At 59.8% G+C, this 25,780-nt stretch carries 33 protein-coding genes; 16 read left to right on the forward strand and 17 right to left on the reverse strand.

What is annotated here, in order from left to right; genetic code table 11:
* Entirely contained in the window at positions 1-567 is a 567-nt protein-coding gene (locus tag ACOQOY_RS09455) for a TlpA disulfide reductase family protein (RefSeq protein ID WP_420585192.1), read from the forward strand.
* Here the strand turns inward: ACOQOY_RS09455 and ACOQOY_RS09460 are convergent.
* On the reverse strand, positions 564-896 hold the full coding sequence (locus ACOQOY_RS09460; RefSeq protein ID WP_420585193.1) for a phosphotyrosine protein phosphatase: 333 nt from the start codon (positions 894-896) through the stop codon (positions 564-566). The two genes, ACOQOY_RS09455 and ACOQOY_RS09460, sit on opposite strands and share 4 nt — an antisense overlap.
* A gap of 117 nt (positions 897-1,013) precedes the next feature.
* On the opposite strand from ACOQOY_RS09460, the gene ACOQOY_RS09465 reads away from it, so the two are divergent.
* The 9 genes from ACOQOY_RS09465 to ACOQOY_RS09505 all read left to right on the forward strand — a co-directional run bounded on the left by ACOQOY_RS09465 (position 1,014) and on the right by ACOQOY_RS09505 (position 8,342).
* On the forward strand, positions 1,014-1,343 hold the full coding sequence (locus tag ACOQOY_RS09465; RefSeq protein WP_420585194.1) for a hypothetical protein: 330 nt from the start codon (positions 1,014-1,016) through the stop codon (positions 1,341-1,343).
* A 60-nt stretch (positions 1,344-1,403) separates the two neighbouring features.
* Entirely contained in the window at positions 1,404-1,790 is a 387-nt protein-coding gene (locus ACOQOY_RS09470) for a hypothetical protein (protein ID WP_420585195.1), read from the forward strand.
* Positions 1,787-2,758 carry a sterol desaturase family protein gene (locus tag ACOQOY_RS09475; RefSeq protein WP_420585196.1) on the forward strand — a complete coding sequence of 324 codons (972 nt, stop codon included), beginning with the start codon at positions 1,787-1,789 and terminating at the stop codon, positions 2,756-2,758. The genes ACOQOY_RS09470 and ACOQOY_RS09475 overlap by 4 nt, the downstream gene beginning before the upstream one ends.
* 93 nt (positions 2,759-2,851) lie before the next feature.
* Positions 2,852-3,040: a hypothetical protein gene (locus ACOQOY_RS09480; protein ID WP_420585197.1), complete on the forward strand. Its 189-nt coding sequence runs from the start codon at positions 2,852-2,854 to the stop codon at positions 3,038-3,040.
* Between the two features lie 90 nt (positions 3,041-3,130).
* A complete protein-coding gene (locus tag ACOQOY_RS09485; protein ID WP_420585198.1) occupies positions 3,131-3,964 on the forward strand; it encodes an EAL domain-containing protein in 834 nt (277 codons plus the stop codon).
* Positions 3,965-4,147: 183 nt separating this feature from the next.
* On the forward strand, positions 4,148-5,323 hold the full coding sequence (locus tag ACOQOY_RS09490) for an acetyl-CoA C-acetyltransferase (protein WP_420585199.1): 1,176 nt from the start codon (positions 4,148-4,150) through the stop codon (positions 5,321-5,323).
* A gap of 187 nt (positions 5,324-5,510) precedes the next feature.
* The gene (gene phbB / locus ACOQOY_RS09495; protein WP_420585200.1) at positions 5,511-6,233 is read left to right on the forward strand and encodes an acetoacetyl-CoA reductase; all 723 of its coding nucleotides are present in this window, start codon (positions 5,511-5,513) and stop codon (positions 6,231-6,233) included.
* 298 nt (positions 6,234-6,531) lie between these two features.
* Positions 6,532-7,479 (forward strand): transcriptional regulator GcvA, encoded by a 948-nt coding sequence (locus ACOQOY_RS09500; RefSeq protein ID WP_420585201.1) that lies wholly within the window; start codon positions 6,532-6,534, stop codon positions 7,477-7,479.
* Positions 7,476-8,342: a DMT family transporter gene (locus ACOQOY_RS09505; protein ID WP_420585202.1), complete on the forward strand. Its 867-nt coding sequence runs from the start codon at positions 7,476-7,478 to the stop codon at positions 8,340-8,342. The genes ACOQOY_RS09500 and ACOQOY_RS09505 overlap by 4 nt, the downstream gene beginning before the upstream one ends.
* Here the strand turns inward: ACOQOY_RS09505 and ACOQOY_RS09510 are convergent.
* The 3 genes from ACOQOY_RS09510 to ACOQOY_RS09520 all read right to left on the reverse strand — a co-directional run bounded on the left by ACOQOY_RS09510 (position 8,339) and on the right by ACOQOY_RS09520 (position 9,610).
* Complete coding sequence (locus tag ACOQOY_RS09510) at positions 8,339-8,503, reverse strand: YdcH family protein (protein WP_420585203.1); 165 nt, start codon at positions 8,501-8,503, stop codon at positions 8,339-8,341. The two genes, ACOQOY_RS09505 and ACOQOY_RS09510, sit on opposite strands and share 4 nt — an antisense overlap.
* Positions 8,504-8,624: 121 nt before the next feature.
* Positions 8,625-9,398: a tRNA1(Val) (adenine(37)-N6)-methyltransferase gene (locus tag ACOQOY_RS09515; protein ID WP_420585204.1), complete on the reverse strand. Its 774-nt coding sequence runs from the start codon at positions 9,396-9,398 to the stop codon at positions 8,625-8,627.
* Positions 9,395-9,610: a DUF2007 domain-containing protein gene (locus ACOQOY_RS09520; RefSeq protein WP_058273563.1), complete on the reverse strand. Its 216-nt coding sequence runs from the start codon at positions 9,608-9,610 to the stop codon at positions 9,395-9,397. Before ACOQOY_RS09520 ends, ACOQOY_RS09515 begins: the two co-directional genes overlap by 4 nt.
* A gap of 56 nt (positions 9,611-9,666) precedes the next feature.
* On the opposite strand from ACOQOY_RS09520, the gene ACOQOY_RS09525 reads away from it, so the two are divergent.
* A complete protein-coding gene (locus tag ACOQOY_RS09525; RefSeq protein ID WP_420585205.1) occupies positions 9,667-10,665 on the forward strand; it encodes a polyprenyl synthetase family protein in 999 nt (332 codons plus the stop codon).
* Here ACOQOY_RS09525 and ACOQOY_RS09530 read toward each other — a convergent pair.
* The 4 genes from ACOQOY_RS09530 to soxR form a co-directional block, all read right to left on the reverse strand.
* Positions 10,658-11,479, reverse strand: coding sequence for a 4-(cytidine 5'-diphospho)-2-C-methyl-D-erythritol kinase (locus ACOQOY_RS09530; protein WP_420585206.1), 822 nt, complete (start codon positions 11,477-11,479; stop codon positions 10,658-10,660). The genes ACOQOY_RS09525 and ACOQOY_RS09530 overlap by 8 nt on opposite strands.
* The gene (locus ACOQOY_RS09535) at positions 11,469-13,184 is read right to left on the reverse strand and encodes a tetratricopeptide repeat protein (protein ID WP_420585207.1); all 1,716 of its coding nucleotides are present in this window, start codon (positions 13,182-13,184) and stop codon (positions 11,469-11,471) included. The genes ACOQOY_RS09530 and ACOQOY_RS09535 overlap by 11 nt, the downstream gene beginning before the upstream one ends.
* A 101-nt stretch (positions 13,185-13,285) precedes the next feature.
* Complete coding sequence (locus tag ACOQOY_RS09540; protein ID WP_420585208.1) at positions 13,286-14,932, reverse strand: electron transfer flavoprotein-ubiquinone oxidoreductase; 1,647 nt, start codon at positions 14,930-14,932, stop codon at positions 13,286-13,288.
* 136 nt (positions 14,933-15,068) lie between these two features.
* Positions 15,069-15,524: a redox-sensitive transcriptional activator SoxR gene (soxR, locus tag ACOQOY_RS09545; RefSeq protein WP_420585209.1), complete on the reverse strand. Its 456-nt coding sequence runs from the start codon at positions 15,522-15,524 to the stop codon at positions 15,069-15,071.
* Between the two features lie 88 nt (positions 15,525-15,612).
* Between soxR and ACOQOY_RS09550 the strand changes: the two genes are divergently transcribed.
* The 3 genes from ACOQOY_RS09550 to ACOQOY_RS09560 all read left to right on the forward strand — a co-directional run bounded on the left by ACOQOY_RS09550 (position 15,613) and on the right by ACOQOY_RS09560 (position 17,612).
* Positions 15,613-15,993, forward strand: a complete 381-nt coding sequence (locus ACOQOY_RS09550; protein ID WP_420585210.1) for a VOC family protein — start codon at positions 15,613-15,615, stop codon at positions 15,991-15,993.
* A 140-nt stretch (positions 15,994-16,133) separates the two neighbouring features.
* Positions 16,134-16,604, forward strand: a complete 471-nt coding sequence (gene greA / locus ACOQOY_RS09555) for a transcription elongation factor GreA (protein WP_420585211.1) — start codon at positions 16,134-16,136, stop codon at positions 16,602-16,604.
* 15 nt (positions 16,605-16,619) lie between these two features.
* Positions 16,620-17,612 carry a hypothetical protein gene (locus ACOQOY_RS09560; RefSeq protein ID WP_420585212.1) on the forward strand — a complete coding sequence of 331 codons (993 nt, stop codon included), beginning with the start codon at positions 16,620-16,622 and terminating at the stop codon, positions 17,610-17,612.
* Here ACOQOY_RS09560 and glp read toward each other — a convergent pair.
* From glp to ACOQOY_RS09585, 5 genes are read right to left on the reverse strand one after another with little or no spacing between them, the layout of a single operon-like run.
* A complete protein-coding gene (gene glp, locus ACOQOY_RS09565) occupies positions 17,609-18,874 on the reverse strand; it encodes a gephyrin-like molybdotransferase Glp (protein ID WP_420585213.1) in 1,266 nt (421 codons plus the stop codon). The genes ACOQOY_RS09560 and glp overlap by 4 nt on opposite strands.
* Entirely contained in the window at positions 18,871-19,362 is a 492-nt protein-coding gene (mobB, locus tag ACOQOY_RS09570; protein WP_420585214.1) for a molybdopterin-guanine dinucleotide biosynthesis protein B, read from the reverse strand. The genes glp and mobB overlap by 4 nt, the downstream gene beginning before the upstream one ends.
* Positions 19,359-20,003 carry a molybdenum cofactor guanylyltransferase MobA gene (mobA, locus tag ACOQOY_RS09575; protein WP_420585215.1) on the reverse strand — a complete coding sequence of 215 codons (645 nt, stop codon included), beginning with the start codon at positions 20,001-20,003 and terminating at the stop codon, positions 19,359-19,361. Before mobA ends, mobB begins: the two co-directional genes overlap by 4 nt.
* Entirely contained in the window at positions 20,000-20,530 is a 531-nt protein-coding gene (locus ACOQOY_RS09580) for a hypothetical protein (protein WP_420585216.1), read from the reverse strand. Before ACOQOY_RS09580 ends, mobA begins: the two co-directional genes overlap by 4 nt.
* Entirely contained in the window at positions 20,527-21,465 is a 939-nt protein-coding gene (locus ACOQOY_RS09585) for a formate dehydrogenase accessory sulfurtransferase FdhD (RefSeq protein ID WP_420585217.1), read from the reverse strand. Before ACOQOY_RS09585 ends, ACOQOY_RS09580 begins: the two co-directional genes overlap by 4 nt.
* Here ACOQOY_RS09585 and ACOQOY_RS09590 point away from each other — a divergent pair.
* Together ACOQOY_RS09590 and ACOQOY_RS09595 are read left to right on the forward strand one after the other, a co-directional pair.
* Positions 21,464-22,186 (forward strand): AzlC family ABC transporter permease, encoded by a 723-nt coding sequence (locus ACOQOY_RS09590; RefSeq protein WP_420585218.1) that lies wholly within the window; start codon positions 21,464-21,466, stop codon positions 22,184-22,186. The two genes, ACOQOY_RS09585 and ACOQOY_RS09590, sit on opposite strands and share 2 nt — an antisense overlap.
* Positions 22,183-22,515: an AzlD domain-containing protein gene (locus ACOQOY_RS09595; protein ID WP_420585219.1), complete on the forward strand. Its 333-nt coding sequence runs from the start codon at positions 22,183-22,185 to the stop codon at positions 22,513-22,515. The genes ACOQOY_RS09590 and ACOQOY_RS09595 overlap by 4 nt, the downstream gene beginning before the upstream one ends.
* Here the strand turns inward: ACOQOY_RS09595 and ACOQOY_RS09600 are convergent.
* The 4 genes from ACOQOY_RS09600 to ACOQOY_RS09615 all read right to left on the reverse strand — a co-directional run bounded on the left by ACOQOY_RS09600 (position 22,504) and on the right by ACOQOY_RS09615 (position 25,744).
* The gene (locus ACOQOY_RS09600; protein ID WP_420585220.1) at positions 22,504-23,136 is read right to left on the reverse strand and encodes a hypothetical protein; all 633 of its coding nucleotides are present in this window, start codon (positions 23,134-23,136) and stop codon (positions 22,504-22,506) included. The two genes, ACOQOY_RS09595 and ACOQOY_RS09600, sit on opposite strands and share 12 nt — an antisense overlap.
* A gap of 19 nt (positions 23,137-23,155) precedes the next feature.
* Positions 23,156-23,290 carry an aa3-type cytochrome c oxidase subunit IV gene (locus tag ACOQOY_RS09605; protein WP_420585221.1) on the reverse strand — a complete coding sequence of 45 codons (135 nt, stop codon included), beginning with the start codon at positions 23,288-23,290 and terminating at the stop codon, positions 23,156-23,158.
* Between the two features lie 68 nt (positions 23,291-23,358).
* Complete coding sequence (locus ACOQOY_RS09610) at positions 23,359-23,919, reverse strand: hypothetical protein (protein WP_420585222.1); 561 nt, start codon at positions 23,917-23,919, stop codon at positions 23,359-23,361.
* On the reverse strand, positions 23,906-25,744 hold the full coding sequence (locus ACOQOY_RS09615) for a glycerophosphodiester phosphodiesterase family protein (RefSeq protein ID WP_420585223.1): 1,839 nt from the start codon (positions 25,742-25,744) through the stop codon (positions 23,906-23,908). The genes ACOQOY_RS09610 and ACOQOY_RS09615 overlap by 14 nt, the downstream gene beginning before the upstream one ends.
* Positions 25,745-25,780: the final 36 nt, after the last annotated feature.

A 25,780-nucleotide genomic window follows, 5' to 3' on the forward strand; every position in this document is an offset into this window, starting at 1 on the left:
ATGCGCCTATTTCGTCTGATCCCCCTTTATATGGCCCTTGCGCTGGGTGCAAATGCGGCTTTGGCCACGGATGCGGAAACTCTGGGCCCGCTGCGCGACGGCACGTTGAAACGGCTCATTCTGCACAAAGAGCCCAAGCCCGTCGAAGCGGTCGAATTCCAGCTTGAGGATGATGGCGGCACTGCGACGCTGGCAGATTACAAGGGCAAATATGTCCTGCTGAACTTCTGGGCCACCTGGTGCGCCCCCTGCCGCAAGGAAATGCCTCAGATCGCCGAGTTGCAGGAAGAGTTCGGCGGCGACAAGTTCGAGGTTCTGACACTGGCCACCGGCCGCAACTCACCTGCCGGCATCAAGAAGTTCTTCGAAGAAAACGGCATCAACAACCTGCCTCGCCATCAGGACCCCGGTTCCGCCGTTGCGCGTGAAATGGGAGTAATCGCCCTGCCGATCACCGTAATTCTGGACCCCAATGGCAACGAAATCGCCCGCCTGATCGGCGATGCCGAGTGGAACTCGGACAGTGCCAAAGCGATTGTCGCGACATTGGTGGGTAGTTCCAGCTAATTCGGGGCAACCAAAACTCGCCGCAGCTTCGGCGTCATAACATCGACTAGCTCGGGCGACATGTATTCAAATTTGTCAGGGATACCCAGAACGATAATCTTGGTATCCCTGATACAGCCCCCAAATTGGTCGGACAAACGTTTCTTTTGACGGCCGTCCATTACAATGATCACATCGGCCCAATCGATGTGTTCGGTTGAGACTTTTTCGTCAGCATCTTGGCTGAGACCTGCAAAATCAGTTCGGTAACTAGGCCATTTCGCCACAATATCGGCGGCAGTGGGGCTGCGCATCCGTGCCTTGCCACAAATAAATAGAACATTCTTCACGAACGCATTCCTGTTCATTGGTTTTGCCACTTCAAAACCATATTCGTCAATCTCGTGCTATACTTGTCTCACCATTAGTAAAAACCCTCAATCGGGTTCAATTGAGAGGAGAAGGCAATGAAGCCGGTAGTTCTGTTGATAGGAAAACTACCAAATGTGATCGGCGACGTAGCGCGACAGCTGGATCACCTGCCGATCCAGTGGTTGGGCGCGCATGATCAGGAGGAGGTCCGGCGGCAACTGGATGCCGAACCACGCATCGTCTGCGCCATCATGGGCGCAGGTCTGGATGATAAGGTGCGTGGTGAAATGGTGGGCATCATTGCGTCACGCAGGCCGGATATCTGCATTCACCTGAAAGACAGAGCCTCCGGCCCCGACGGGCTGGTGCCCTTTGTCCAGCGCGTGGTGCAGCATGAAATCCTGGACGCGCTGGAAACAGGCTGACGCGACGCAACCTTTGACAGCTCTTTGGCCGCTCTGCACTCTGCCGGGCGGGAGGAAAGAATGCCGCTTGAAATTCTGCTGGTTCTGGTGGTCGGAGGGATCGTCGGGATCACTGTTTTGTTGCACCTTACGGGACGGTCGCGCGTGCGCGAACTGTCGCCTGAAACGGCGCGGTCGGAATGGCTGCGCCATGCGCCGGACGATGTGATTATCGACGTGACGATTGCACATGACAAACGCTCGGCCCTGATCCGGACCGAGACCGGCAACGGGTTGCTGTGGTCTTTCGGAGCCGACACTGTGGCGCGGCATTTGCTGGATTTCGACTGGATCGACCATCCCGAGGGGTTCGAGGTTCAGTTCCACGATTTCGGCACACCCAAAGCGCTCATCCGCCTTGACGACTTCGAACGCCCTCACTGGCAAAACCTGATGGATCCCACATGACCGATCACATTAGCTTTCCCGACGCCGTGCAATGGGCCGTCCCCTTCTTCATTGCCGCCATACTGGCCGAGTTTCTGTGGATCGCCTTCAAAGGCCGGGGTGGGCGGTATGAGACAAGGGACGCTGTGACCTCTCTGATCATGGGGGCCGGCAACATCGCCTCGGGCTTTCTGCTGGGCTTCATCGCCTATGGGTTCTTCATGTGGCTGTGGCAGATCACGCCGCTGAACCTTGGCACGTCGATCCCGGTGATCATCCTGTGCTTTGTGCTGGACGATCTGCGGTATTATTGGGTGCATCGGTTTGGCCACCGCATCCGTTGGGTCTGGGCCAGCCATGTGAACCACCATAGCTCGCAGCATTACAACCTGACCACGGCGCTGCGGCAGACCTGGACCTATACGTTCACCTTCATGATGGTTGTACGCGCGCCGCTGATCCTGCTGGGTTTCCATCCGGCTATGGTGCTGTTTGTCGGCGGTCTGAACCTGATCTACCAGTTCTGGATTCACACCGAAGCCATTGGCAAAATGCCTCGCTGGTTCGAGGCGATGATGAACACGCCCAGCCACCACCGCGCCCATCACGGCCGCAACGCCCGCTATCTGGATTGCAACTATGCGGGCGTTTTCATCATCTGGGACAAGATGTTCGGCACTTTCGTACCCGAGCAAGAGGATGACCGCGTTGATTACGGGCTGGTCCATAACATCGGCACGTTCAACCCGCTGCGCGTGGCGTTTCACGAATGGGTCGGTATCTGGCGCGACGCGACCCAACCGGGGCTGAATTGGCGCGAGCGGCTGGCCTATTGCTTTGCCCCACCGGGTTACAGTCATGACGGCAGCCGCGAGAACTCAGAACAGATCAAAGCGCGACACCTCGCCCGCCATCCCGAGGATCGTGGAACGCCCGGATTCGAGCAGATCAAAGCCAATATGCCCAAAACACAGGCAAAAAAGGCTTAGTCTCGCCACTCTCACGCCCCGTCTTCCTTGAAACTGCGGCTTCGCGTCTCATATTGAGCGGAAGTGAAGCGTGACGAGGAACCGGAGGCAGACATGACCCGATTGACAACAGTATCGACCGTTCTCGGGCTGGTGGGGCTGGTTCTTGCGATGATGGCTGCTCTGACCGGTGGTATGTCAGGGGTTGTGGGTTTTGGCTTTGCGATGATGGCGCTGGGTTTTGCCGGTGCTGTGGTCGGTGCAGCGGCAGCTCTTGGCCGCGCGTGGGAATCGGCACGCTGAAACCAGTCTAATTCACTCTTCTTAACCGCAGATTCATATCTTTGCCCTGAAATCAGGCCTTGATCGGAGACGAACGGGATTGGCAAAGACATGCGGGACAGGAAACTGGCAGATATGCCTGAGGGGTCGGACAGCCCGCTGAACGCAGCTGTCACCTCACGCGATATGACCACCGTCTACATGGCGACCGAGGCCGTGAAGCACAAGCAATGCAAACTGGCCTTTCAGCCGGTGATGCAGGCCCACCCCCCGCATGGAGTTGCCTTTTACGAAGGGTTCATTCGGGTGTTGGACGAAACCGGGCGGGTTATTCCGGCACGGGATTTTATACCTCAGTTGGAAAACACTCCTATCGGGCGCGATCTGGACTGCGTTGCCCTTGAAATGGGGCTGCGGACGCTGGTCAGAAACCCTGAGGTTCGATTATCGATCAATATGTCTGCGCGCTCGATTGGGTATGCCCGTTATGCGCGGGTGCTGGATCGGTTTCTCAAGAAAGACGTCAGCGTTGGCGAACGGCTGATTCTGGAAATCTCGGAAAGCTCGGCGATGACGGTGCCGGAACTGGTGATCGACTTCATGGACCGGCTGCAACCGCAGGGTGTCGCATTTGCATTGGATGATTTCGGGGCCAGCAATTTCAGTTTCCGCCATTTCCGCGAGTTCCTGTTCGACGCCGCCAAGATAGACGGGCAGTTTGTGCGCGGTATCAGCAACAACCCCGACAATCAGGCGCTGGTCCGTGCGCTGGTCGCGGTTGCCCGGGAATTTGAGATCCTAGTCACCGCCGAATCAGTCGAGACCAAGGAAGACGCCGAATTTCTGGTCGCCAGTGGCGTGGATTGCTTACAGGGCTTTCTGTTCGGCGCACCCAGTGTTTCGCCACCATGGAAGGGCGAAAAAGCCAAACAAACCGGTAGCTAAGCGCGGGTTCGCCGCCCGCGACACCCCTGAGACAAGCTGCCAGTTGCTGCACATGCAGCATTGCGCTATGCCATAGGCAGTTGGAGCGGGGGATCACGAGGCGCTCTTGTTCAAGGGGGCTGGGCCTCTGCGATCTGCGCCATTACGGTTCCCACAGGACCTTGATGGTAAAGGATTGTCTAAATGACCAACGTAGTAATCGCATCCGCAGCACGCACCGGTGTCGGCAGTTTTGGCGGCTCGTTCGCAAACACCCCGGCCCATGATCTGGGCGCAGCCGTTCTTGAGGCCGTTGTTGAACGCGCCGGTGTCGACAAGGGCGAGGTCAGCGAAACCATCATGGGTCAGGTTCTGACAGCCGCTCAGGGTCAGAACCCGGCGCGTCAGGCGCATATCAACGCCGGTCTTCCACAGGAAAGCGCCGCTTGGGGCATCAACCAGGTGTGCGGCTCGGGCCTTCGCGCTGTTGCACTGGGTGCTCAGCACATCCAGCTGGGCGATGCCGAGATCGTTGCCGCCGGCGGTCAAGAGAACATGACCCTTTCGCCCCACGCCGCCGCTCTGCGCGCCGGTCACAAGATGGGCGACATGAAGTACATCGACACCATGATCCGCGACGGTCTGTGGGATGCGTTCAACGGCTATCACATGGGTCAGACCGCTGAGAATGTCGCAGAGAAGTGGCAGATCAGCCGCGACATGCAGGACGAATTTGCCGTTGCCTCGCAAAACAAGGCTGAAGCGGCACAGAACGCGGGCAAATTCGCGGACGAGATCGTGCCGTTCACCATCAAAACCCGCAAGGGCGACATCGTGATGGACAAGGACGAATACATCCGCCACGGCGCGACTATCGAAGCCATGGGAAAACTACGCCCCGCCTTCACCAAGGATGGCTCGGTCACAGCGGCAAACGCCTCGGGCCTGAATGACGGTGCCGCTGCGACCCTGCTGATGTCGGCTGAAAACGCCGAAAAGCGCGGGATCGAGCCTCTGGCCCGTATCGCATCTTACGCGACCGCTGGTCTGGACCCGTCGATCATGGGCGTTGGCCCGATCTACGCCTCGCGCAAGGCGCTGGAAAAAGCAGGTTGGTCCGTTGACGACCTGGATCTGGTCGAAGCCAACGAAGCCTTTGCCGCGCAGGCCTGCGCCGTGAACAAGGATATGGGCTGGGACCCGTCGATCGTGAACGTCAACGGCGGTGCGATTGCCATTGGTCACCCGATCGGAGCCTCGGGCTGCCGTGTTCTGAACACGCTACTGTTTGAAATGAAACGCCGCGACGCGAAAAAGGGTCTGGCGACCTTGTGCATCGGCGGCGGCATGGGTGTCGCTCTGTGTGTGGAGCGCGACTAAGTGCTTTGACTTCCCAATAGAAAAGGGCGCCCGACCGGCGCCCTTTTTTGTTACAATTGACCCTTATCTCTTGGATGCGACAATATTGAAGATCAGAAAGACCAGAATACTGACGAAACGATATTGCGCATCCATATCCCTCAGAGTAACAGAATTACCAAGCCGACTAAATTTGGAGGATTCCTAAATGGCACGTACAGCACTCGTTACCGGCGGTTCCCGCGGCATCGGCGCAGCAATTTCCAAGGCGCTTAAGGCCGAAGGGTACAATGTTGCGGCCACTTACGCAGGAAACGATGAAGCCGCCGCAAAATTCACCGAGGAAACCGGCATCAAGACCTATAAGTGGAACGTGGCCGATTACGACGAATCCAAAGCCGGCATCGAAAAAGTCGAAGCCGAGGTTGGCCCCATCGACATCGTGGTCGCCAACGCAGGTATCACCCGCGATGCGCCATTCCACAAGATGACCCCCGATCAGTGGAAAGACGTGATCGACACCAACCTGACTGGCGTGTTCAACACAGTTCACCCGATCTGGCCCGGCATGCGTGAACGGAAGTTCGGCCGTGTCATCGTCATCAGCTCGATCAACGGTCAAAAGGGTCAGTTCGCGCAGGTGAACTATGCTGCGACCAAGGCGGGCGATCTGGGCATCGTGAAATCGCTGGCGCAGGAAGGCGCGCGGGCCGGGATCACTGCAAACGCAATCTGCCCCGGCTATATCGCGACCGAGATGGTGATGGCGGTACCCGAGAAGGTGCGCGAATCCATCATCGGTCAGATTCCTGCCGGTCGTTTGGGTGAGCCCGAGGAAATCGCACGCTGCGTGGCGTTCCTGGCCTCGGACGACTCGCAATTCATCAATGGCTCGACCATTTCGGCCAACGGTGCGCAGTTCTTCGTCTGATCATTAGATCCAAAAGCAAGCGGGCCGGTCCATTCGAACCGGCCCTTTTTTATCCCGTAAGAACACGCGCGCTGCGTTCAGCGGGAACCGAACAGCCAATTCAGGATTTTGTTGACCGCAACTGAGCGTTCGAAATGAGCCCGCCGAAAGGCGCGGGCGGTGTCCGGGTTGGCAGTGACCTCGATCATGACAGTCATCCTTTCAGTTCAGCTCTGTTTGACTTGATCTGAATATGAGACATACATTCAAAGCTGACAAACGAGCTTTCTATGGGTTTCAGTTAAGATATTCTTGAGTCATGAGCACATCTCTTCCCCCGTTGACCGCCTTACGCGCCTTTGATGCCGCCGCCCGGCATATGTCCTTTGCCAAAGCGGCAGATGAGCTACACGTCACCCCCGCGGCGCTGTCTTTTCAGATCAAATCGCTTGAGGAACATTTGGGCCGCCCCCTGTTTCATCGCCTGAACCGTGCGGTGGAACTGACCGACGCCGGGCGCGCTCTTGCCCCTGGTGCCGCCGAAGGGTTTGCTGCCTTGCAAGCCGCGTGGCAGGCCGCACGCAGGCAGGGAGATGACACCAGCCTGACGGTCACGGCCGGGCCTGCCTTAACCGCCAAATGGCTGGCCCCGCGCCTCTATGAATTCGCGCGGGCGCATCCGGAGATCGACCTCAAGTTTTCGGCCACCCTGCGCAACATGGATCTGGAGCGGGACGACGTGGATGTCGCCATCCGCTTTGGCTATGGCCCAGATGAAGGCCTGTATTCCGTACCCGTGCGCAAGGAATGGCTGACCCCGGTGATGACCCCGGAACTGGCCGAGCAGTTCCCCACCCCTGAAAGCCTGCGCGATGCGCCCCTGATCCATGACGATTCGATTGCCTTCCTTCGGCCACGCTGCGACTGGCCCACCTGGTTCCGGGCGGTCGGTGTGGACTTTGTACCAGAGCATGGTGCGCGGTTCTCAAACGCCGATCACGCGATTGACGCCGCCGCCGCGGGCGTCGGCGTCGTACTGGGCCGCCGCGCGATGATCCTTAAGGACATGACCGAAGGCCGATTGGTCGCGCCGTTCAAAACGGCCCTAGAAACAAAGGGGCGATTTCGGTTCCTATGCCTGCCCGGCGCAGAAAAGCGCCCCCAAATTGCAGCGTTCCGGGATTGGTTCGTTGCCGAGATCGAAAAAACCGCGCATATCTCGGACCAATTCGAAATCATCCCGGTGGAAGAGGTGCCCGCCCCATGACCAGAACGCGCGCGACGGCAGTTGGCTTTGTGGCCGTTCTGCTGTGGTCTTTGCTGGCCTTGTTCACTGTTGGGTCGTCTCCGACCCCGCCGTTGCTGCTGAATGCTGTCTGCTTTTCGATCGGAGGCACGCTGGGTCTGGTCTGGACATGGGCAAATGGCGGACTGGGCCAGCTGCGCGAGGTGCGTTGGACCACCTATCTGTTCGGAACCTTCGGCCTGTTTGGCTATCACGCGCTGTATTTCTCGGCCCTGCGCATGGCGCCTGCGGCTGAGGCCGGGTTGATCGCTTATCTCTGGCCCTTGCTGATTGTGCTGTTGTCCGGGCTGCTGCCCGGTGAGCATCTGAAGATAGGCCATCTGTTCGGTGCCTGTCTGGGTTTTGCCGGGGCCGCCGTGATCATTGCCGGGGGTGGCAGCACCGGATTCCAAGCTGCCCACCTGCCGGGTTACGGGCTGGCGCTGCTGTGCGCCCTGACATGGTCGGGGTATTCGGTGCTGTCCCGCCGGTTGGGCGATACGCCGACCAGTTCAGTTGCCGTGTTCTGTGTTGCCACTGCCATCGCCTCGGGCGGGCTGCATCTGATGGTGGAAGACACAGTTTGGCCGGACAGCGCCTTTGGCTGGGCCTCAGTCGTTGCACTGGGGCTGGGGCCGGTCGGACTGGCGTTTTACGTCTGGGATATCGGGGTAAAACAAGGCGACATCCAGATACTTGGCACCGCATCCTACGCGGCCCCGCTGTTGTCTACGCTGGTTCTGGTTGTGGCCGGGATCGCCGCCCCGTCTTGGGGGTTGGCGATCGCGGCTGTGTTAATCACCGGTGGCGCGACCATTGCCGCCCGCGCCAGTATGCGACGCTAGTTTGACAGTCGCTCGATCTCTTCCTTAAGCCTTAGCTTCTGTTTCTTGAGTTGCGCAATATGGAGATCGTCGATGCCAGGCGAGCGTTGGGCTTGTTCAACTTCGTGACCGAGTGTTTCGTGCTTTTTCTTCAGTTCGGTCAGGTGTGCGCTCACGCTCATGGCGGTACTCCTCTGTTGGTGTCTGAGTTTCACGTAAGAAGTTGACCACATCGTTTCCACCCTGTCACGCCGCAGACGCACAGAATCTGTCACAAATCCGACAATTTCGGCTGGTTAATGCCTATTGACCGGTAAATCCGGGCAGTGCGGCCCCCTCGCGCAATACGGCAGAGACCTGAGTCGTATAGCTTTCACCGTCTTTTTCGTGACGATCCCCGGCATGCAAGATCAGCGGCGCATGCAGCTGAAACGCCGCTTTTCCGCCCTTTCTGGCCCGCAAAATCACCAATTCGGCGGCTCGCCCGGCCCGCGCGGCCAAAGGCAACACTTCGACCGACCCCAAACGCCCGGCGCAGCCCGCCAACATATCGGGTAAACGGTCGGCTTTTTGAATCATGTGCAGATACCCTTTGGGGGCAAGACGTCTGGCGGCGACATCAAACCAGACATCCAGCGGAGTCCCCTCGCCCAAGGCCACGCTGCGCCCTTGATCAGCGGCAGGGCTATGCGCTCCGGCGCGATAATACGGGGGGTTTGCGATGACATGATCGAACCGGCGCTGCTTTAACTCCGCAGGCAGGGTGCTCAGATCGGCCTCATGAAACTCCATTGCGGCACCGTTTTCATCTGCGTTGCGTCGTGCCAGATCGGCATATGCAGGCTGCAATTCCACCCCGATACCCGACACACCAGGCACACGCGCCAATAGACACAGGATCGCGGCACCGGCCCCACACCCCAACTCCAGCACGGTGTGACCACGTGTCGCCGGGACTGCGGCTGCCAGCAATACCGGATCCACCCCGGCGCGGTATCCCGCGCGCGGCTGCCACAATCGCACCCGCCCGCCCAGAAAATCGTTTCGGGTCAGTTCATTGTCGGAAAACCGGTTCATCGACCCAGCGGGATTTCATTATCGCGCATCACCCGCTCGGCGCGGATCAGGTCATCGGCCCGCACCATCAGGCGGCGGGGAAAGATTCCGATGCCACCTTCGAGGATGCTCATATTTACGTCCATCTGAAAGCAGTCTATATCCTCACCCTCAAGGAGAGCCGAAGCAAAGGCCAAGATCGTCGGATCGGTGCTGCGCAAAAGTTCTTTCATGGGGATGGATGTAAGGGCAAGGACCGTCGGAAGTCGAGCCTTGTATCAGGAGTGTGATGGAAATCGACACGATCGCTAAACCGCATGAACGGCTGGCTGACATTCTGGCCGGCGAAATGGACGCGGTGAATGAGCTGATCCGAACGCGCATGGCCTCGGACCACGCGCCGCGCATTCCCGAAGTGACCGCACATCTGGTCGAGGCAGGCGGCAAACGCTTGCGCCCGATGCTGACGTTGGCGGCAGCGCGGCTGTTCGGGTATACGGGCGACCATCACGTGCGTCTTGCCGCGACGGTTGAATTCATTCACACAGCGACGCTTCTGCATGACGACGTGGTGGACGAAAGCGCCCAGCGACGCGGGCGACCTACCGCGAATCTTTTATGGGACAACAAGTCCAGCGTTCTTGTCGGCGATTATCTGTTTTCCCGCAGCTTCCAGCTAATGGTCGAAACCGGCTCGCTGCGCGTTCTGGACATCCTCGCCAATGCCTCGGCGACCATTGCCGAGGGCGAAGTGCTGCAAATGACCGCCGCCACTGATCTGGGTACGGATGAGGCGATCTACCTGCAAGTCGTGCGGGGCAAAACCGCTGCCCTGTTCTCGGCCGCGACCGAGGTGGGCGGTGTAATCGCCGGTGCATCTGAGGCGCAGGTTAAGGCGTTGTTCGATTATGGCGACGCCCTGGGCATCGCGTTCCAGATTGCAGATGATCTGCTGGATTATCAGGGCGACAGCAAGGCCACCGGTAAGAATGTCGGTGATGATTTCCGCGAGCGTAAGCTGACCCTGCCGGTGATCAAGGCTGTGGCGCAATCCACTGCCGAGGAACATGCCTTCTGGGAGCGCACAATTGGCCGGGGCCGTCAGGAAGAGGGCGATCTGGACCACGCGCTGAGCCTGATGAACAAATACGGCACGCTGGACGCCACCCGAGCGGACGCCTTCGGCTGGGCCAATAAAGCCAAGGCATCTTTGGACGCCCTGCCGGATCACGAAATCCGCACATTGCTGCGCGATCTGGCCGATTACGTGGTCTCGCGCCTCAATTAAGCAGGGCCGCGCGGCACCACCAATCCGGATGGGCCGCGCCGATCTCATAAGCTGCGAAATGCGCGTCTTTCATCGAAGGATACAGTGCAAAACAGGTCGAACCTGACCCCGACATGCGGGCCAAAAGCGCATTTCTGCTACCTGCCAGTTCATCCAGAACCCGAGCGACCTCTGGAGCCAGCCCCATTGTAGGTGGCTCCAGATCATTGCGTTGACCCTGCAACCAGTCGGCACAATCGCTTGGTTCTTTGAATGTGGGGATATCTTCAGGCATCGGAGGGTTCTCACGGCTGGTCAACGCCGAAAACACCGCGCCTGTTGGGACCTCCACCCCCGGATTGACCAGCAAAGCCGGCAGTTGCGGCAATGTAACGGGGGTCAGAAGCCCTCCGATCTCACGCATGCGCGAAGCCTGCGCCCTTATGCACACCGGAACATCCGCGCCCAGGGACAGCGCCAGTTCTGGCGAGATGTGACAACCCTGATCCGCAGCGACACGCAAGGTCGCGGCAGCGTCGGATGACCCACCGCCTATCCCGCCACCATGCGGAAGCGCTTTGTTCAGGTCGATATGTCCGGTCCAGCCAGCCGCCTCTGCTGCTTTCCAGACGAGATTGCGGTTGTCCGTCGGCACACCCGCTGCGTGTTCTCCGGTGACCGAGATCGAAAGATCATCGCCATTGGTAAAGGTCAGGGTGTCACCCACATCCGCAAAGACCACCAGCGAATCCAGCAGGTGATAGCCATCCGTCCGGTGGCCGGTCACATGCAGGGTCAGGTTGATCTTGGCGGGCGCGAAGGCCTCAGTTGCCATTGGCAACTTTCAGAGGCTCGGCCCCTTCTTCGGCCAATACAGCATCCAGTCCGATTTCGAGCTTCCTGCGGATACGCTCGGGGTCGGCCTCACCATCATCATCCTCGGAGTCAACGAAAGACAGCGCGCGTTTCCACTGAAATTCCGCCTCGCGTCCCCGGCCCACGGCCCAATAGACGTCGCCCAGATGGTCGTTCACCACCGGATCGACCGGCATCAGCTCTACCGCGCGTTCCATATGCTCAACGGCCTCGTGGTAACGGCCTAGACGGAACAGAACCCATCCCAGACTGTCGACGATATAGCCACTATCCGGCCGCGCAGCGACAGCGCGTTCGATCATCTCAAGCGCCTCGTCCAGCTTTTCGCGCCGTTCGACAAGTGAATAGCCCAGATAGTTCAGCACCTGCGGTTGATCGGGGTTCAACTCCAGCGCGCGGCGGAAATCGGCCTCGGCCTGATCCCATTGCTTGAGACGTTCGTGCGAGATGCCACGGGCATAATGCAGGAACCAGTTCCCGCCCGAGGTTTGCTCGGTCAGCGCGATAGCTTTGTCATAAGACGTGACCGCGTTGGTGTAATCTTCCTGCTGCCGTTGCAAATCGGCCAGCGCCACGTGCACGCCGGGCAAGTCAGGGTTCTGGCTGGCCAGCGTTTGCAACACCTCAGCGGCCGCATCCCGTTTGCCGGACCGGCTGAGCACCTCGGCCCGGCCCAGTTCGGCGGCGTGATAGTCGCTGCTGGTCGTCGGGACCTGGCGATAGGCTTCGACGGCAAGATCATATTGCTCTAACGCATCCAGCAACTCGGCGCTCAGCAGGATTGCGTCCACGTGGTTCGGGCGCAAAAACGCAGCCGTGCGCGCGTAAAGCAGGACATAGTTCTGCGCCGCTTCACTGCTGAGCGCGGCACCGACCGAGAAAAACACTTCGGCCTGACCATCCTGAGCCGATTGTACATGCGTAAACGGAAGTGTCTCACCCGCGGTCAGACGGGCCACGTAACCTTCGATCGACGGGTCGCTGCCAGCGGCGAAAACCGACTCCAGAAACGCAAGCGCCTCTTCATTTCGATCCAGTTGGGACAATACTTCGGTCCGGGCCAGCGCGGCGCGGCGCGACAATCGCGCAACAGCACCATTATGGGCGGTAAAAACTTCCTCTGCCCCTTCGAAATCGCCAACAGAGGCCAGCGCCAGAGCCTTGTGGAACAACGCGAAATCACGCAGTCCATCCTGCTCAGCCACCTTGTCGAATTGCTCAAGCGCGCTGGTCATCGCGCCCTTGCCCATATGCGCCCAGCCCAGCACCAAACCATCCACCAGCGGCCCAATGCCCTGCGTTTCGGGGTCGCGGGCCAGAAGCTCGTCCAGCTTACCGTCAGCCACCAGATTGGCAACGATCACCATCCGCGCTGCCTGACTGTTCAGGCCAAGATCGTCGATTACCTGTGCAACCGGCAAAGCCGACTGAAGCTCACCCAATGACAGGCGCGAAACAACGACGCTTTCCAGAAGTGTTGCGTTTTCGGGATCAGCGCGCAGAGCCTGCGCATAGTATCTTTCGGCGGCTGTGTAATCGTTCTGGAAAATCGCCTGACGCCCGGCCAGATATGCGCCAGACCCTGTATCCGCATGAACCGGAAGAACAAAAGACGAGGTGAAGAGCGCAGCGAGAACTGCACGACGAACCAGAGAAGCCACCAAAATCCTGCCTTGCTATTGTTGACTGCGCATCAAGCTAGGGCTTTGACCGGAAAGAGGCAATGGCAGAGCCTTCACGACCCTGCCAGTGCCCATATTTTTGCTTACATGTTGGGATAGTTCGGACCGTCCCCACCCTGCGGCGTGGTCCAGGTGATGTTCTGGCTGGGATCCTTGATGTCACATGTCTTGCAGTGCACGCAGTTCTGAAAGTTGATGACGAATCGCGGCCCATTCTCATCCTCGACCATCTCGTACACGCCCGCCGGGCAATAGCGCTGCGCCGGTTCGTCGAACTTGGGCAGGTTGACCTTGACCGGGATGTCCGGGTCGGCCAGTCGCAGGTGGCAGGGCTGGCTTTCTTCGTGATTGGTTGCCGCAAAGGACACGTTGGTCAGGCGGTCGAAGGACAGCACGCCATCGGGTTTGGGATAGTCGATCGGCTGATGCTTGCTGGCATCCTCGGTCGACTCGGCGTCGTTCTTGCCGTGGCCCAGAGTACCCAACAGCGAGAAGCCCAGCGTGTTGGTCCACATGTCCATGCCGCCCAACACCAGCGAGGCGGTCAGGCCATATTTCGACCACAGCGGCTTGACGTTGCGCACCTTCTTCAGGTCCGCGCCGATGGCGCCGTCGCGCACGTCGGTTTCATAAGCGGTCAGCTCATCGCCCGAGCGGTCGGCTTTGATCGCGTCAAAGGCGGCTTCGGCGGCGGCTTTGCCCGACAGCATCGCGTTGTGGTTGCCCTTGATGCGCGGCACGTTGACCATGCCTGCGGAACAGCCCAGCAGCGCCACGCCGGGTGCCACCAGTTTCGGCATCGACTGATAGCCGCCTTCGGTGATCGCGCGGGCACCGTAAGCGACGCGCTTGCCGCCTTTCAGCAGCTCGGCCACCATTGGGTGATGCTTGAAGCGCTGGAATTCCATGTAGGGATACAGGTGCGGGTTTTTGTAGTTCAGGTGAACGACAAATCCGACATAGACCTGATTGTTTTCAAGGTGATAGATGAACGACCCACCGCCCGCGTTGCTGCCCAGCGGCCAGCCCATGGTGTGCGTGACGCTGCCTTCCTTGTGCTTTGCCGGGTCGATCTCCCAGATCTCTTTCATGCCGACGCCGTATTTCTGCGGCTCTTTGCCCGCAGACAGGTCGTATTTGGCGATCACTTCCTTGGACAGCGAGCCGCGGACGCCTTCCGACAGGAAGACATATTTGCCCAGCAGTTCCATCCCCGGTTCAGTGTTCGGACCGTAGGTGCCGTCTGCTTCCAGACCGAAGACGCCCGCGACGACGCCTTTGACCTCGCCATTGTCGCCGTAAACCATTTCCGAACACGCCATGCCCGGGAAGATTTCCACGCCCAATTCTTCAGCCTGTTCCGCCATCCAGCGGCAGACATTGCCCATCGAGACGATGTAGTTGCCGTGGTTGTTCATCAGTGGCGGCATCGGCGCATTGGGGATGCGCAGCTTACCGGCCTCACCCAGCATGTAGAAATTGTCTTCATGCACCGGCACGTTCAACGGCGCGCCCTTTTCTTTCCAGTCCGGGATCAGCGCGTCCAGACCGCAGGGATCAAGAACCGCACCCGACAGGATATGCGCGCCCACTTCCGAGCCCTTTTCCAGAACAACGACGTTCAGGTCGGCATCCAGCTGTTTCAGACGGATGGCCGCCGACAGGCCCGCGGGGCCTGCACCCACGATCACCACATCGTATTCCATCGACTCGCGTTCAATCTCGGCCATCGCGGGCTCCTTAGCTAACTTTCCGAATTGGCGCTCTCACTGCATGGTCTGCGCAATTTTGTTTCACGGCTGATTACCCGGTCTGAAAGACCTTGGTCAATCGGAACACGGCGTAAAATCGCAGTAAATCGGCAGTTCAGCCCTCTGGTGCATCACCCATGAGATATCTGGGACCGCTACCATAGGATTTGGCCCTGTCATCGGGGTTATACAGCGCGCATTTCGGCAGGCTCAGGCAGCCGCACCCGATGCAGCCGTCCAAGTTGTCGCGCAATCGTGTCAGCGTATTGATTCGCTGATCCAGGCGGGCGCGCAATCCGACGCTGATGGCCTGCCAGTCCTTGGGCGTGGGCGTGCGGTTTCCGGGCAGGCCGGACAGAACGTCCCGAATCTCGGGCAGGGTCAGGCCGAATTGCTGGGCAATCATGACAAAGCTCAGCCGTCTTATGTCGGCGCGCTGGTATCGTCGCTGCCCACCCGCGTTGCGCCACGGTGAAATCAGGCCCTGCGCTTCATAGTACCGTATGGCGGAAACGGCCAAGCCGGTGCGTTCCGCCAACGCTCCAATTGCCAGCCCTTCGGAAACTGCCATGACAACTCCAATTTATACCTTGACCTAAAGTTAGGTTTAGAAATTACGGTGAGTCGGGACAAGCCTCAAGATACGAAAAGGAGATCCCATGATGGCGACACTTGAACACACCAATTTCACCGTGCGCGACCCGCAGGCCTCGGCCGCGTGGATGCAAAAGGTGTTTGGCTGGAAAACCCGCTGGGAGGGCCCCGCCATTGCGGGCGGGTACACGGTGCATGTGGGCAGCGCCCATACCTATCTGGCGCTTTACGCCCCCAGTAATCCGAAACCATCCGGCGAAAGCAGCTATGACATCGTCGGTGGGCTGAACCACGTTGGCGTTCTGGTCGAGAACATTGACACCACCGAGCAGAAGGTGATCGACGCCGGTTTTACCCCCAAATCGCACGCGGATTACGAGCCCGGCAAGCGGTTCTATTTCGATGATGACAATGGCATCGAATTCGAAGTGATCAGCTACAACTAGGCCGTAATCCGCGTGTTGCGCGGTCAACACCTCTTGCAATTCACGCCGCATTTGGGTCAGGTATTTGACGACCCATCAAATCGCCCCGACGCTATTCTTCTGCGGCGGGGCGCATCACTTTATGCGTGGACGACAAGAATATGGAAAAAATTCCAATGACGCCTTCGGGCAACGCTGCGCTCGAAGCGGAACTGAAGAACCTGAAATCCGTCGAGCGCCCCGCGATTATCGAGGCCATCGCCTCGGCGCGCGAGCTGGGCGACCTGAAGGAAAACGCCGAATATCACTCGGCGCGTGAAAAGCAGGGCTTTATCGAAGGCCGCATCAAGGAACTGGAAGGCATCCTGTCGCTGGCCGACGTGATCGACCCGGCCAAGCTGTCCGGTGCGATCAAGTTCGGCGCCAAGGTCACTCTGGTCGACGAAGATACCGACGAGGAAAAGACCTGGCAGATCGTGGGTGAGTATGAGGCCAATATCGAAAACGGCTTGCTCAACGTCAAATCGCCCATGGCCCGCGCTCTGATCGGCAAGGATGAGGGCGACAGTGTCGAGGTGCGCACCCCCGGCGGCGTGCGGTCCTATGAAGTTCTGAGCATCGAGTACGCCTGACCCGGAGCGCGCCTCATGTCCGAACCCACGCCAGAGCAAGAGACCGAGCGGACAACCTCGCTGGGTATCTATGACAAACCGTCCCGGCCATCGCTGACCGAGATCGAGATCGCGGCCATCGCGCTCAGCCTGATCTGGTTGGTGGTATCGGTTGTGTTTCTGGTCCTGCCCGACGATGTCGAGGGCGGCGGGTTCGTCGTGACCCTGCTGGCGGTGTTCATGCCGGTGGCGATGATCTGGGTTGCCGCCACGGCGATGCGCGCCAGCCGCGTCATGCGAGAGGAAAGCGAACGCCTGCAAACCGCCATCGACGCGATCCGGCAGACCTATGTCTTGCAACAGCAGCGCGCCGCCAGCGCTTATGAGCCGGCGGTCAGTAAAAAGCTGGACGAGATTGCCCAGACCGCGAAAAAGACCGAAAGCGCACTGGCAACGTTCTCGACCAAACGCACGGAACCTGCGCGCGCGCAGTCGAAGAATGGCACCGGCGATCAGACCTCGCTGGAACTGGGGACGCAGGCGGCGGATATCGCACCGCCGCTCAGCAACGACATCTTCATCCGCGCGCTGAACTTCCCGGAAACGCAGGATGACGCCGCGGGATTCGATGCGCTGCGTCTGGCACTGAAGGACCGTAAGGCGGCACAATTGGTTCAGGCGTCGCAGGATGTTCTGACCCTGCTCAGTCAGGAAGGCATCTATATGGATGACCTGCGCCCGGACATGGCCCGGCCCGAGATCTGGCGGCAATTTGCGCAAGGCGCGCGGGGTCGTTCTGTGGCCGCTTTGGGCGGCATTCGCGACCGGTCCTCACTGGCGCTGACCGCCGCGCGGATGAAGCAGGATCCGATCTTTCGCGACGCCGCGCACCATTTCCTGCGCCGTTTCGATCACATGATCGTCGCGTTCGAGCCCGAGGCCAGTGACGCCGACCTGACCGCCCTCGGAGAGACCCGCACTGCGCGGGCCTTTATGCTGCTGGGACGTGTGGCGGGAACTTTCGACTAAAGCCCGAAACTGCCATAGGGGATGAACCGGACCATATCGCCCGGTCTGATATGGCGCGCGCCGTCTTCGATCTCGACCAGTCCCTCGGCCCAGCTGAGCCCGCTGATCCGGCCTGATCCTTCCGAGGCAAACACCTCGGCCCTGCCATCGCGGACACGGGCGCGAAGATACTCGCGCCGGCCTGGCTTTTTGCGCTTTTCAAACGCCGCGGGCAAGTCAAAGCCCTGAGGGTCCTGCCAGCCCTCGCCCGCCATCAGCCCCAGAGCAGGGCGGGCAAAGATCAGGGTACAGACCATCGCCGCAACCGGGTTTCCCGGCAGGCCAAAAACCGGCGCACCATTCCACATTCCCAATGCAAGAGGCCGCCCCGGTTTCAACGCAATCCGCCATTCCTGCATCGCGCCCGCTTCGCGCAGCAGGGCCGAGACATGATCCTCATCCCCAGCCGAAGCTCCGCCGCTTGTCAGGATCACATCCGCCCGTTCCGCCGCGCGGTTCAGCCGGTCACGCAGGGCCTCGCGGTCGTCCGGGACTCCGCCCATATCAACCGGCCGAAATCCCATCCGATCGAGCAGCGACAGCAGCATCGGCCGGTTGGCATCGAATATCTGGCCCGGTCCCGCCTCGTCTCCGGGCTCAACCAACTCATCGCCGGTCGACAGAACCGCCACGCGCAACGGTTTGCGCACCGAAACCTCGGCGATCCCCGTCGCTGACAACAGCGCCAGGTCGGCAGGGGTCAGCCTGCGCCTGGCGGGCAGAACTCGGTCGCCTTCGGCCACGTCTTCTCCGGCGCGGCGGGTGTTGGCGCCTTGTTTCAATGGCCCGCGAAAGGCGATGTGGTTGTCCTGTACGGTGACGTCTTCTTCCAGAATGACCGTATCGACCCCGGCGGGTAAGGCCGCACCCGTCAGCACGCGCAGGGCATGGCCCTCTGGCACCAGCCCATCAAAGGGAATACCCGCTGCCGCGCGCCCCGGATGCAATGGCATAACCTGCGCACCCTCAGGCGCAGCGCCGGAAAATCCATATCCATCCACAGCCGTGTTGGGCTGTGGCGGGTTCGAGCGTTTCGCGGCAATTTCAACAGCAAGAATGCGACCAGCAGCTTGCGCCAGAGGAACCGTTTCAATCGGGGCAACCACAGTCAACCGATCTCGCAGCAGCGCCAGCGCGTCATCAACCGGTGTCCAGTTCACCCCAGCGGGTAAGGCGAAGCAATCGTTGCGCAGCGGGGGCGGAGCGATGTCCGGTTTGCTCATAGTCCGACCTCGTTCAGGATGAAATCCGCGATGGCTGCGGCGTTGTTCAGATCAAAAACCGGAACCGACACATCCAGCGGCGTGTCGCTGGCCACGGCTCGGATGGTGTCGTTCCCGGGGGCCATCAGCGGATTCTTTGCCTCGGCACGATATGCTTCAACCTTGGGATGGGCTTCGCGTTTGAACCCCTCGATCAACACCAGATCGACCGGCGACAAACGTGCCAGCAACGCGTCCAGCTCTGGTTCTGGCGCGCCGCGCAGCTCTTGCATAATCGCGACCCGCTGGCCGGATGCCAACAGAACCTCGGACGCGCCCGCCGCCCGATGACGATAGCTGTCGGTGCCTTTCTGGTCGACATCAACGGCGTGATGGGCGTGTTTCAGGGTCGAAACGGTAAAGCCACGCCCGGTGATCTCGGCCACCAGCCGCTCCATCAACCCGGTCTTGCCCGCGTTTTTCCAACCGGTGACGCCGTAGACCCTCATGCCTGCTCCAGCAGTTTTTCCGCCCGCACCAAATCGTCGGGCGTGTTGACGTTGAAGAACGGGTCGAACGGGTCGGCCGGAAACAGAGCCTCGCGCCCATCATTTTTGTCGGTCCACAGAACCACCTTGCGCAATCCATCCTGCAACGCCGCCCTCAGATCATCGCGCAACGCCACGGGCCAGAGGCCAAAGGTCGGGTGGCGGTTGATCCGCCTGCCCCCACCGGATTTCAGCGCCTCATCCCCGGTGCGCGGCGTGGTTGCCAACACCAGCGGATGCGCCTGCCCCTCAGCAGCGGCGATCAACCGTGCCACCAGATCGCGTGGAAAGAACGGAGTGTCGGCGGCCGCTGTGACAATGCTGTCCGCGCCTTGTTCCGCTGCCCAGTCCAGCCCGGCCAGAACACCGGCCAGAGGGCCTGCGAAGCCTTCGATCGTATCAGGCAGGATCGGCAGGTTCAGATCCGAAAACCGCTGAGGGTCGCCGTTGGCATTCAGAGCGAGACCATCCACCTGTGGGGTCAAGCGTTCGATGACATGGGTCAGCAGGCTCTGCCCGCCGATCTGCAACAGGCCCTTGTCACCACCGCCCATTCGCGTGGCCAAACCGCCCGCGAGGATAACGCCGAGAGGTTTGCTCATGGAGTGTCCTCAAGTTTGGGCCATTTTTTGTACTTGTCGAATGGGAGGATGAAACCGACGCAAACAATCACCACCATCGCGGCAAACCAAATAACCGGTGGAGAAGACGTGGCCGAGCCCAGCCAAGCACCAATCTTTGCTGAGCCAACAAGATAGACTACAGACAAACCGGGCATTCCAATTATCCAGAAAAAGAGGCGAAAGATCCGTGCAGATTTCCGAACGGATGCGTCTATCTCTTCGCATATGGGCAAGCCGTGGACTGCAACTCTTTGAAGAGTTTGCATCTGATCTCGCAAGCGCAGATTAGCGGCCTGCCAGTCCGATCCTAAAAACGGCAAAGCTTCCCAAATGTTCACGTATTGACCTGCTTTCCATCCGAGCAGATCGAGCTTGTCCGCACCAAGCGATGCAACGCCTTCAATAATGGCTTTTTTGCTGCGCTCAAAACGCATAAATGCTTTCACCATTATCCAAATGATCGGGATCACAAAAAGAAACGGAAGGATGTAAAACACTAACATCATCCCGCGCTCTTCCGTCGATGTTTTTTGTCTTCTACCGCCACGCTGGACGGATCCACGTCGCGCAGCAGGCGGTCCTCGCCGGACAGGCAGACGAACCGCTGCCCACGCATTCGGCCGATCAGGGTCAGGCCGACCTCGCGCGCGATTTCGACGCCCCAGGCGGTGAAACCTGACCGCGAGGCCAGCACCGGGATACCCATCATCGCCGTCTTGATCACCATCTCCGAGGTCAGACGCCCCGTGGTGTAGAGGATTTTATCCTCTGCCGCCTCGCCCTCGGACAGCATCCAGCCCGCGATCTTGTCGACGGCGTTGTGGCGGCCCACGTCCTCCATGTAGACCAGTGGGCGGTTCTCGCGGCACAGCACCGTGCCGTGGATCGCACCGGCCTCAAGGTACAGAGACGGGGTGCGGTTGATCTTGGCGGCCAGATCATAAAGCCAAGAGGTGCGGACCTGAACCTGCGGCAGGCGGACGTCCTCCAACCCCTCCATCATGTCGCCGAACACGGTGCCGACGGCGCAACCGCTGGTGCGGGTCTTTTTCTTTAGCTTGTCCTCATAGGACGTCTCGCGCGCGGTGCGCACCACAACGGTTTCCAGATCGTCGTCGTAATCGACCCGCGTGATCTCATCATCCGGCAGCAGCATCCCCTGATTGCGCAGAAACCCCAGCGCCAGATATTCCGGGTAATCGCCAATGGTCATCGCAGTCACGATTTCCTGTGAATTGAGGAAAATCGTCAGCGGGCGCTCCTCGACCACCGAGATCTGGCTGACCTCACCATTCTGATCCACGCCCTCCACCGCGCGGGTCAGGCGGACCGCGCCGGGGTCGGGCGCAATGATGTAGTCTGTGACATCCAATTCCGTAGCCAATTGCAACCCTTTCCCAAGACCGCTACTGCAGCGGCTGACACCATAGGATTTAGCCATGGCAGACACCACATCCAAGTCATACTTCTTTAAGGGCGTACGCGACGGGTCTCCGTTCATTTTCGTAGCGATCCCGTTTGGCACCTTGTTTGGCGTTTTCGCGACCGAGGCGGGGTTGGACATCGTCCAGACCATCGCCTTTTCGGCAACCGTCTTTGCGGGGGCTGCGCAGTTTACCGCGCTGCAATTGCTACAGGACAATACGCCGACGGCCATTGTGTTGGCATCCGCTTTGGCCGTGAATTTGCGCGTCGCGATGTATTCCGCCTCGCTAACCCCGTTTCTGGGGGCCGCGCCGCTGTGGCAACGGGCCTTTGCGGCCTATCTGACCGTCGATCAATCTTATGCCTGCTCGATCGTGCGGTTTGAGAAAGAGCCGAAAATGACCGTGCAGCAACGTATGGCCTATTTCTTTGGCACGGTTACGCTGATTACGCCGCTGTGGATACTGGCCACCTATCTCGGTGCGGTGCTGGGTTCGCAAATCCCCGAAAGCTGGGCGCTGGATTTTGCGCTGCCGATCACGTTTCTGGCCATGATTGGCCCCATGATGCGCACGCTGGCGCATGTTGTGGCCGCGCTTGTCGCCATCATTGTCGCCCTGCTGGCCGTTGCAATCCCCTTTAATCTGGGCCTGCTGATCGCTGGTGCAGCAGGCATGATCGCCGGGGCGCAAGCCGAAGTGATGCTGGAACGCCGGTTGGAGCGGAAAAGGACATGACCCAAGTCGACCCAACAACGATGTGGATCGTGATCATCGGTCTTGCTGTGGGCAGCTTTGCCCTGCGATTCACCTTCATCGGTCTGGTGGGGGATCGCCCGATGCCGCCCTGGCTGCTGCGTCATCTGCGCTATACCGCCGTTGCGATCATCCCGGCGCTGATTGCACCGCTGGTGGTCTGGCCCACGGCGACCGAAGGTCAGCCGGACGTGCCACGCATGGCCGCCGCGGCTGTTGCGCTGTCGGTTGGGGTGATCACGAAAAACGTGCTTGCGGCCATCTTTACCGGCGCAGCCACGCTCTATGGGTTGCTGTACCTATTGGGCTAGCGCACCGGCCTGCTGATTGAGAATGGCGTTGTTCACCGCCAGACCCTTTTGCAGATCGGCATCGTCATTTTCGCGGTACTCGGTCGTAGTCACGCCCGGCAGTTGACCAAACTGATCCGACAACTTGACCGGATAGAACGTGGTGTCGATCTGCTCAAACCCTGGCACCTGCTGCAACAGGCGCGCTGTGGCATTGGCGCAGAATGCACCGGCGACCGGCCCTGACTGCTTGGCCAATTGCAGGGCAATCTCGGCCTGTTGCGGGGTCACTTCGATCGTCTGGATTCGGGCATAATGCGTCTCACGCGCGTGGCTGCTGCGATAGGCGCGCTCGGCACTCGGGGTGATCCCGTACAGCACGTCATCCTTAATCGGCACAACATCGGCCAGGAATGAGCCTGCGGGGTCAAAGATGACCCGCTCGCTGCCGTTGATCATCAACGAGGTATGCGCACCCGAACCCGTCCGGGTGCTGATCATCGTATAGAGCGTCAGGGTCGAAGGCCCCGGATCGCGGTAGGATCGGGCCACGATCTCGGACTGCTGCGCCTGAGGTCTTTGCGAACCGGTGCAGCCCGCCACGGTCACTGCCAAAAGGCAGGCAAGCAAAATCCTGATCACGGTTGACCCCGTTTATGGATTACGACGCGAAGACAGCCAGGAACAGGCAGAGGAACGCAATCGCGACCACGCACCATGTGGTGGCTTTGATGAAGCCGTTGAAGGTTTTTTCCTGGACGGTGATGTCCATTTCGCCGTGCTTGTGTTCAGCCATGACTCAGAGATTCCTAATTCGCGTGTTTGAGATGTTGGATAAATGAAAATCCGGGGCCTGTCACCACGTCATTCGCGCGCAGGGGTCACAGTTTGGAAAACTGAACAGCCCGGATACCCAAACCCCCACCGCCACGGCAGGCCCGAACACGGGCCTCCACCCAGACGCACGGCGGCATGCATCGCCTCGGCAGTAACCGAATGGGCCGTACGAATCTGGTTCGGCGTCATGTCATATCGGATGGCGTAATCCTCGGCGTTGTCCTCTCCGTGCTGTTTGACACAGGTGCGCAGGGCATCGTCTGCCGACAAGCGCGCCTCAAAGCTTTCCTCGGCATGCGATGCGCCGCCTGCGTTGTGATAGGCGCGATCATGGGTGACGCAGCAATATTCCCAAGGGGGATGCGCCTCGTAAAGCGCGCTGAATTTGGGAAAGGTTTCTGCCACAAAGCGCCAGCTTGCAGACAGTCCCCCGGAACAACCGTCGGTTTCAAACGGGATGGGTTCGGCATCGCCCCGCTGTGCAAACAGCGCGCGATGCGAGGGCATTTCGAGGGTCCGCATAAAGTCCTGCGCTGCCGACGGGCCGGCCATAAGCGCAAGCAGCACCGCCAGTTTACGGACTGTCATCACGCGCCGCCGGAGTATCCATTGTCATGCCAAAGGTCGTCGCCAGCCACAAAAGCAGCCGTTCTGCCGGGCCCATTTCGGCCCGCACGCGCAGAACCTCGTTGGCCATCGCAGGCCGGTCGGTGATCAACCCGTCCACCCCCATCGAGGCCATCGCGGACATCTGCAACGGGTCGTTCACTGTCCAGACATAGATATCCTTGCCCGCCGCGTGGACCGAGCGCACCAGACCGGGCGAGCCCATCCCGGCATTAACGGCGATGAAATCACCCTCCAGCCCGGTCAGATCGCCCACAGCAGTGGCGGCCAGAACACCCGCGCGCCAATCGGGGCGGATGGACTTCATCTTTTGTACGGCCGGGTATTTCAACGACATGGTGGCGATGTCGTCCTGCATCTCCATCTCTTCGACGATGGCAGCGACGCGGTTTTCCAGATCGACGTCATGGCCGTAATATTTCAGTTCGATGATGACCTTGGATTTGCCTTTCGCGGCCTCAAGCACCTCTCGCAGCGTTGGCGTCCGCTCATCGGCGTATTCCGGCCCGAACCAGCTGCCGATGTCGATCTCGGCTATGTCGTCCATCGTCGCGTCCCAAACCTTAAGAGGCACGCCTGCCAGCTTCATGAAATCGCTGTCATGGGCGACGATAACCACGTCATCGGCACTTTCCTGAACGTCGATTTCAACCCAGTCCGCGCCATCCTCGATGGCTTTCACAACCGCAGCCATGGTGTTTTCCGGGCGTACAGCAGCTGCCCCTCGGTGGCCTATCACCTCGGCCCTGTCGGGGGCCTGAATCCGTTCAAGCAGATGCTGGCCAAACCACAGTCCGGCCACCACGGCCACCGCCGCCGCGCCGAGAATTGCAAACAGGGGCGTGCGCAGCTGAGCGGGTTCGGGATGGGGCGGTTCCTCGGTCCTGATCTCAAAGAACCCGTCCAGCAAAACGGCCAACGCGCCCAGGGCCGTCGCAGCCAGCACCAGCCCGGCCAGAGACCACACCCCCGCAACCAAAAGGCTGTACACCAATGCCAATCGCAGATTGCTTGCGCCTTGCAAGGGGACAATCGCAAACAGCAGACCCGCAACCCAGGCAATCACGCCCGCAATAATCACTCGCATGATGAGCCAAAGTGCCAATTCGATCTTCAGACGCCCGCGCCGACCCTCCATCCGGTTGGCGCTGATGTTGAAAGCGTGCGCCGGGTGGATGCCCTCGAACAGGACCAGATGCAGCGATTGCGCCCAGGCCGACAGACGCCGGATCAGTATCCACGCCATGATCAGAACCACCGCTCCGATCAGCACCACCGCCACCCAGAACGAGGGCGGGTGAAAGGTCAGGTAGTAGTTGATGTCGTATTCCGTCAACGTCCACCACGCGATCACGGCCGAGACCACGGCAAAGGGCAGCACCAGCAGCAGAACCCGTAGGACAAACCGCACCGCAAAACCAAACAGCGACGGCAGCCGCGACAGGATCAACCCAATGGCCGAGCTACCCGCGCGCCATGGATCGGTTTCGCCCATCCGAAGCGATCCCGCCATGACCGAGAACACAAACACCTCAGCCAGCAGAAAGAGGCTGAGCACGACAACGGCTGCGACGAACCCCGCAGGCGACAGGACAAAAGCGGCGATGGCCTGATCAGTCAGCGCGGTCTGGTTCGATAGCGAGACGGCCAGATTCACGGTGATCGCCACGCCGGGCGCAATCAGCGCCACCAGCAGCAAGCGCACAGCGATGTAGATGGGAACGAAGACACGACGACGCGCCCAGGCGCCCTTATAGGCCCTTGTTACGGCTGAGAAACTGGACACACTGGGCCTCCTTGAACGGTTAACTCATTCAAGGCT

It is taken from the genome of Ruegeria sp. (assembly GCF_965221235.1).
Lineage (GTDB): Bacteria > Pseudomonadota > Alphaproteobacteria > Rhodobacterales > Rhodobacteraceae > Ruegeria.